Genomic DNA, 6,929 nt, shown 5'->3' on the forward strand with positions numbered 1-6,929 from the left:
GAACGTCGACCGTGAGGAGGAGCCGTAGTGCTCACCCTGACTGCCAACGCAGCACAGGCGATCCGTGACCTGACCGCGACCGCGCCCCAGCCTTCCCAGAGCGGGATCCGTATCTCGTCCCAGGGAGAGGGCGCGAGCTCGTTGACCCTTTCGCTGGCCACCGCCCCCGAACCGGCGGACGAGGTGGTCGAGGCCGAAGGCGCGCGGGTCTACCTCGACCCCGTGGCCGCGACCGTTCTGGAGGACAAGTCGCTCGACGCCGGAGCCGACGACCAGGGCAGCGTGTCGTTCCTGGTCACCGAGAAAACCGCCTGACGCGGCCCCGCCGTGCCGGGCGCGCCGGCACGGCGGGCTTCCCGCCCGATCCTCCGCTGAGCCTTCCGCCCAGCCTTTCGCCGAATCTTTCGCCCAGCCTTCCGCTCAGCCGTCCGCGAGCAGCTTGTGCAGGTAGCGGAGCTGCTCCTCCGACTGGTAGCCGCCACCGCCCTCGTGGTTGTTCCAGGGCCACACGGTGATCTCCTTGGGCCCCTGCCAGTGGTTGTAGGCGGCGAACACCGTGGACGGCGGGCACACGTCGTCCATCAGCCCGACCGAATAGAGCGCCGGCACCCGTCCGCGGGCGGCGAAGTTGAGCCCGTCGAAGTACGCCAGCGTGCGGAACACCTGCTCGGCGCTGTCGCGCCGGGTGGCCAGGAACCGGACCAGCTCCTGGTACGGGTCCCGCCCCGTGATCTCCACGGCCCGCCTGAAGTGGGTCAGGAACGGCACGTCGATGAGCGCCGCCTTGACGCCCGGGTGCAGCGCGGCCACCGCCTGCGCGATGCCGCCGCCCTGGCTGCCGCCCGAGGCCACGATGCGGGCGGCGTCCACCGCCGGATGCCCGGCCGCCGCGTCCACCGCCCTGACGGCGTCGGTGAACACGCGCCGGTAGTAGTAGTCGGCCGGGTCGAGGATGCCGCGGGTCATCATGCCGGGCGCCTGCGGGCCCGCGCTGCCGTGCGGGTCACCGGTCGTGCCGGGGTGGCCGACGTTGGCGCCGCCGTGACCGCGCGTCTCCATCACGAACACCGCGTACCCGGCGGCCGGCCACATCAGGTGGTCCTTGGGGAACCCGCGCCCGCCGCTGTAGCCGATGTAGTGCATCACGCACGGGAGTGGCCCCTCCGCGCCGCGCGGCACCAGGAACCAGCCGTTGATCCGGTGCCCGCCCCAGCCCGCGAACGACACGTCGAACACGTCCACGCCGGTGAAGGGCAGGTCGTAGGGCACGTACTCGGCGGCCAGGTCGAACTCCCCGGCCTCGGCCAGGGTCGCGGCCCAGAACGCGTCGAAGTCGGCGGGCTCGTCGCGGTCGGGCAGGTAGCCACGGAGCTGCTCCAGCGGCAGGTCGAACAGGGGCACGGTGCTTCTCCAGCCTGTAGATAGGATTGCCTTGATATTTCACCCCATCAGGGCGGAAAGCGGTATCCCGGGGTCGGCTCTCGGTGGAAGCGCCGGATCTGGGTAGGGCGACACCCGTGATCGAATACCTCATCCAGGTTCCCGACGCGCGACTCTCCCCCGGGCTCGTCCTGGACGCCCCCGCCGGTGTCGATGACTTCCTCGTGATGTTCGGCGACGACGAGACCGAGGCCCGCGCCCAGTTGCTGACCGACCACGCCGGTCGCCCGCTGCTCAGGATGGGCGGCTACATGAAGGCCGACGGCTCGGTCGTCGACGAACGCGTGTGGACGGTGACCGAGACCGAACGACACGGCGACCGCGTCCGGCTGCGCCTGGGCGACGCACTTCCCTGACCGAACCGGGGGGCGTGCACTAACGTCCCTTTAGTGGCTTCTTTCGCCAGGCTGGCCGGTCGGGCGGTGACGGGCGCCGGAGTGCTGGCGCTGTCGCCGGTCCTCGGGCTGGCCGCGCTGGCCGGGACGGCCATGGTGGGCGCGCGGCCGATGGTGTTCGCGGTGTGCGGGCTGGCGGCGTTCGCGTCGGTGTTCTTCCTCGGGCTGCTGCTGGTGGTGCCGCGGCCGGGGGTGACGTGGGGGCGGTGGTTACGCGCGCTGGTCGTCCTCGGGGTGGAGGCCGCGGTGGTGTGGCAGGTCTCCACGGCCACGCTGCGGCCGTCCCCGGCGCAGGCGCCGCCGGCGAAGGTGGCCGGGCAGCGGGAGTGGCGGCTCACGACGGGCTCCGAGCTGGCGTACGTACGGCGCGCGCCCAAGCGGGTCACCCGGGCGGAGCCGGTGGTGTTCCTGCACGGCGGTCCCGGGGTGGCCGACCTGCGGGCGGACGCGGCGTTCTACGGCCGGCTCGCGGCCGACGGTTTTCAGGTCTACGTCTACGACCAGCTCGGGGCCGGGCGCTCGGCCAGGCTGACGGACCCCACCGGGTACGGCCTGACCCGCGACGTGGCCGACCTGGAGGCGATCCGGCGGACGGTGGGCGCCGAGCGGCTCAACCTCGTGGCGCGGGGGCATGGGGCGCAGGTCGCGGCGGCGTACCTGGCGGGGCATCCCGACCGGGTGGCCAGGGCGCTCCTGTACTCCCCCGCCGGGCTCTCCCCCGCGCGCGCCGCCGACCGGCCCGCCTCCTCGGCCCTGCTCGGTCCCGGGGGCGAGCCCGATCCGCGCACGCTCGTGCTCAGCACGCTGCTGCGGGTGGAGCCGGGGGCGGCGCACGATTTCGCGGGCGACCGGGAGCTGGACGCCCACCTCGCCCTCGTCCGCCGTGGTTCCCCGCATCCGTGCCCTGCCCCCGGCGACGAGGGGCCGGTCTCCCGGGACGAGGGGCTCGGCGGGTACGTCGGGCTGGCGGGGCGGCCTGCGCCCGCGGGCCTGCGGCGGGACCTGGCAGGGGTGAGGGCGCCCGTGCTGATCGTCAAGGGGGCCTGCGACGAGCAGAGCTGGTCGGCCGCCGCCGACTACCGCCGCGCCCTGCCGACCGCCCGCCTCGCCTACGTCCCCGACGACGCCGGGTACCTGTCGGCGCTGCGCGCTTTCCTCACCGACCGGCCGGTGACCCCGTACGAGGGCGACACCCCGCCACCCGGCTACCGCGGCCCCGCCTGACCCCCTGCGGCGGGGCGGGAGGCAGCGGTCAGCGGGACTCCGGGCGGGTGGCGGGGCGGGTGGCGGGGCAGGAGCCGGCCTTGGTGCCGGCGACCTTCCAGTCCGCGCCCGGGAACGGGCTCATGAAGTGCGTCAGCAGGTCCACCGCGTAGTCCGGCACCTGCCCGCCCGGGTCCAGGAAGGACACCATCTGGGGGCCGTCCGCGCCGCGCAGGGTGATGGCGTTGGCGCCCGCCCCGGCCGCGAAGCCGGGTTTGGCGTCCACCGTCACGCACGCCAGGCTGATCCCCGCCGCCTGGATCTCCTGCTTGGCCCCGATCCGCCGCATCCGCTGGTCGTAGCGGCGCAGGGCCAGCGAGGTCGCGGGCCCGATGCGGACCGACTCGCGGAAGACGTCGGCGCCGATCTCCCGGCTCAGCTTGACGTCCAGAGTGACGTCGGGCCGCAGGTTCACGCCCTTGGCGGCGAGCGTGAGGGTGCCGTAGTTCCCCTCGAAGCCGGGGGCGAGGTAGCCGAGGCCGGGTGGCGCCTTCATGCCGAACGGGATCTTGCCCGGCCTGACGCGCAGCCACGACATCCGCCGTACCGACAGCCCGACGTTCTCGATCGCGCTCTGCCCGAGCCCGAACCGGCCGCCGACGTGGTAGGTCAGGAACCCGGTCGTGTACGGCACCTCCTTGCTCACCGCGATGCTCTGCGGCGCGACCGCGTCCACCTTGAGCCCGGCCTTGAGCGCGACGCGCCCGGTGGGCACCGGCTTCGAGACGAGGTCGAGCGACTGGTCCGGATTCAGCCGGATCGTGGTGTCGGCGGCCAGGTCCCTGACCGTGAACGACACGTCCCCGAGCCGCCCCGACGGGTCCACCAGGCCGCCCTCCACGCCGAGGTGGCCGTCGAGGGTGCTGGCGCCGCCCACCGCCTTGTACGTGACCGCGGGCACGCTCAGCCCGGCGGCCGAGGCGTCGGCGTCCACCCCGAACACGGCCGGCACGTCGGAGAAGCGCAGCTCACCGGTGCCCTTGCCGGGCAGCGTGACCTTGGCGGCGAGCTTGTCGACGGCCGCGGAGTTGGTGACCCGGATCCGGGTCCTGGCGCCGTACGTGCCCTCGACGGCCACCTGGGCGGGCACGGGGTCGATCGCGACCTGCCCGCGCACGCCGCCCGCCTCGGCCCGCACCTCGAGCGCCCCCAGCGTGGCGGCCGGCTCGATCCGGTACGCGGCCTTGACGGCGTTGCCCTGCGCCACGTCGAACGGCCCCAGCGACATGCTGGTGATCTTGGAAGGCAGCCCGGTCAGACCGGCCCTGGCCCTGATCGGCACCGGTGACAGCACGCTGCTGGCCAGATAGACGTCCAGCGTGCGGCGCTTCGGGCTGAACCCCGAGAACGAGAACGTCTTGGCCGCCAGGTCCACCGACACCTGGTCGGGCAGCCCGGTCACGTCCAGATAGCCCTGCAGGCCGAAGCAGCCGCGCTGCGCCACGCAGAAGGGGCCCTGCGCGCAGCCCGGCGACCCGGCGGCGCAGCCGCCGTCCACCAGCGACACCCCGCCCGGCACGGCGGGCGCGGCCCGCATCCGGTCGAGCGCCGCCGTCTTGCCGAGCCAGGCGCGGGCCCGCACGTCGAGGCGCGAGCCGGAGTAGGTGAGCCTGCCGTCCGCCGACGTGACGGCCAGCCGTCCCGGCACGGGGCCGAGGGTGCCGATCAGCCCGAAGCGGTCGTCGCCCCTGGTGACGTCGGCGTCCACGGCCAGGCTCTGCCTGCCCGCGCGGAAGTCGGCGGTGAACCCCTGCGCGGCCGGGCTGAACTCCACGTTCGACAGCCCCTTGACCAGCACGCTGGCGTCCAGGTCGCCGCTCGCCTGGCTGTAGTGGGCGGCCAGGTGCGGCCCCGTGGGCGCCTTGGCGCCGTCGTGGTTGGTGAACGCCAGCGCGGCCGACCCCACCGGCCCCGACAGGCCCCGGAAGCGGTACGCGGCCGCGTCCCAGGAGGCGTCGAAGCGCGCGGGCACGTCGCCCACCTCGGCGGCGGCCCTGACGTACCGGCCGTCGACCTTGGCCCTGGCCAGCGCCGACACCTTGGCTACCGGCGCGTCGGAGGTCCAGGTCAGGGTCTTGGCCTTGGTGTCGGCGACGAGTTCGGCGCGCCTGCGCACGCCTTCGACGCTCGCCCGCAGGTCCTCGCCGCCGGCCTTGGTGACGTGCGCTTTATTGGCATAAATCAGGACCTGCTTGAGCGTGGACGACGTGGCCACCTTCACCGTCGAGCGTTCGCCCAGCTCCCACGACGCCTTCACGTCGTCGTGCACCCCGAGCACGGTGCCGTCGATGGTCGGGCCCGTCTTGACGTTCGCGTAGGCGGCCCTGAGCTTGCCGATCACACCGCTGGCCTGGTAGACGGCCTTCCTGGCGGCCGGATCGAGCGTGACGTCCACGGTGGCGGGCGTGTTGGAGATCTCCAGCCGGGCCACGTGGGTGCCGTCGATGCTGGCCGCGCCCACGAAGGACCGGCCGCTGGAGTCCACCTTGAGGCGGGCGTGCGGCGCGGCGCCGTACGTGACGTCGAAGCCGGACAGCCCTGACAGCAGCCCCGACACCCCGACCGCGGCGCCGTCCTTGATCATGGTGACGTGGCCGCCGCGCGGGCTGGAGACGGCGCCCTCGTTGCGCTGGAGCACCACGGCGAACCGGCCGATGGGCGAGCTGGTCGAGTGCGTGACGCGATGCCCGGCCAGGTCGCTGACCAGGCGCACCTTCGCGGGCAGCTCGCTCAGCTCGGCCTTCAGCACGGTCTTGGCCGCGGCCCGGTCGAAGTAGAGCAGGCGGGCGGCGCCGCCGCGTCCCGAGGCGGAGGTGACGGACAACGTGTGCCTGCCGCCCTGCGTGCCGTAGGTGGCGGTCAGGGACGGCGGGACGCGCCGGAGGTCCACGTCGGTGACCTTGGACAGGCGGCCGTCGCGGTAGGCGTAGCTGTGCAGCCGGGCGCGGGCGATCGTGGAGGGGCTGGTGAAGCGGATCTCACCGCCCGACAGGCGCACCTCGGCGCGGGTGGGCATGCGGTCCAGCACGGCCTGGGTGAACCGGTTGCCGGTGACGGCCAGGGCGTCCAGGCGGGCGGGGGCGGAGGCCGTGACGTCCAGGGCGGGCGAGTCGAGCGCCGCGTTGACGGTGAGCTCCTCGGTGGCGGGCGTCTGGCGCAGGCTCACCGCGCTGCGCCCGGTCAGCCCGGCCACCACGGCCGCGGACTCGCCCGGCTCCTTGCGCTTGAGGCTCGCTTTGACCCGCTTGCCCGCCAGGTCGACGGTGAAGGTGCCCCAGTCGGAGGCCGACAGCGACGACCCGCGCCGCAGCCCGTCGAACCCGACCGACACCCTGCCGTCGTACTCGGCCCAGACGCGCGCCTTGACGCTCTCCCGCGACAGCCGCCTGACCGCGAACCCGAGCCCGACCGCGCCGTCGGCGGGGTTCGCGGTGGGCACCAGGTCGGCGGCCAGGTCGGGCATGATGTCGCCGGTGACGTCGGCGGCCACCGGCACGCCGACCGGCTGCGTGATCGAGCACGAGACCGGCACCTGGTCGCTCTCGACGCACAGCCGGTACGTCAGCCCCGGCACCGCCTTGCCCAGCCCGTCGAACAGCCGGGTCACCGCGGCCAACGGCTTCTGCAGCGTGAGCGGCGCGGCCTGCGTGGTGTCCGGCAGCACGTTGGCCACCTTGGGCGCCTGCCTGCCGAGCCCCTGCTCCTCCTGGACGGCCGCGGCGTCGGCGGCGATCCGGTCGATGAGCCGCGGCCCGGCGGGCGTGGTGACCTCGGGCGCCTCCGGGCCCACGCGTTCGTCCGCGGCGGGCTGGAGGGCGAGCGACGGCCGCG

General features: G+C 74.1%; 5 protein-coding genes. 3 read left to right on the forward strand and 2 right to left on the reverse strand.

Going from position 1 to position 6,929, the window contains the following annotated elements; all coding sequences use genetic code 11:
• Window positions 1–27: 27 nt before the first annotated feature.
• Window positions 28–315, forward strand: a complete 288-nt coding sequence (locus tag AB0I15_RS54795) for a Fe-S cluster assembly protein HesB (protein ID WP_358115705.1) — start codon at window positions 28–30, stop codon at window positions 313–315.
• 105 nt (window positions 316–420) lie between these two features.
• Here AB0I15_RS54795 and AB0I15_RS54800 read toward each other — a convergent pair whose 3' ends face one another.
• The gene (locus tag AB0I15_RS54800) at window positions 421–1,401 is read right to left on the reverse strand and encodes an acetylxylan esterase (RefSeq protein WP_358115708.1); all 981 of its coding nucleotides are present in this window, start codon (window positions 1,399–1,401) and stop codon (window positions 421–423) included.
• 116 nt (window positions 1,402–1,517) lie between these two features.
• Here AB0I15_RS54800 and AB0I15_RS54805 point away from each other — a divergent pair, with 116 nt between their 5' ends.
• Both AB0I15_RS54805 and AB0I15_RS54810 read left to right on the forward strand, forming a co-directional pair.
• Window positions 1,518–1,796: a hypothetical protein gene (locus tag AB0I15_RS54805; protein WP_358115711.1), complete on the forward strand. Its 279-nt coding sequence runs from the start codon at window positions 1,518–1,520 to the stop codon at window positions 1,794–1,796.
• A gap of 33 nt (window positions 1,797–1,829) precedes the next feature.
• On the forward strand, window positions 1,830–3,059 hold the full coding sequence (locus AB0I15_RS54810) for an alpha/beta hydrolase (protein ID WP_358115714.1): 1,230 nt from the start codon (window positions 1,830–1,832) through the stop codon (window positions 3,057–3,059).
• 28 nt (window positions 3,060–3,087) lie between these two features.
• Here the strand turns inward: AB0I15_RS54810 and AB0I15_RS54815 are convergent.
• Window positions 3,088–6,929 (reverse strand): hypothetical protein (locus tag AB0I15_RS54815; RefSeq protein WP_358115717.1); only part of this gene is annotated, 3,842 nt, incomplete at its 5' end.

Source organism: Nonomuraea sp. NPDC050643, from assembly GCF_040654715.1.
Lineage (GTDB): Bacteria > Actinomycetota > Actinomycetes > Streptosporangiales > Streptosporangiaceae > Nonomuraea.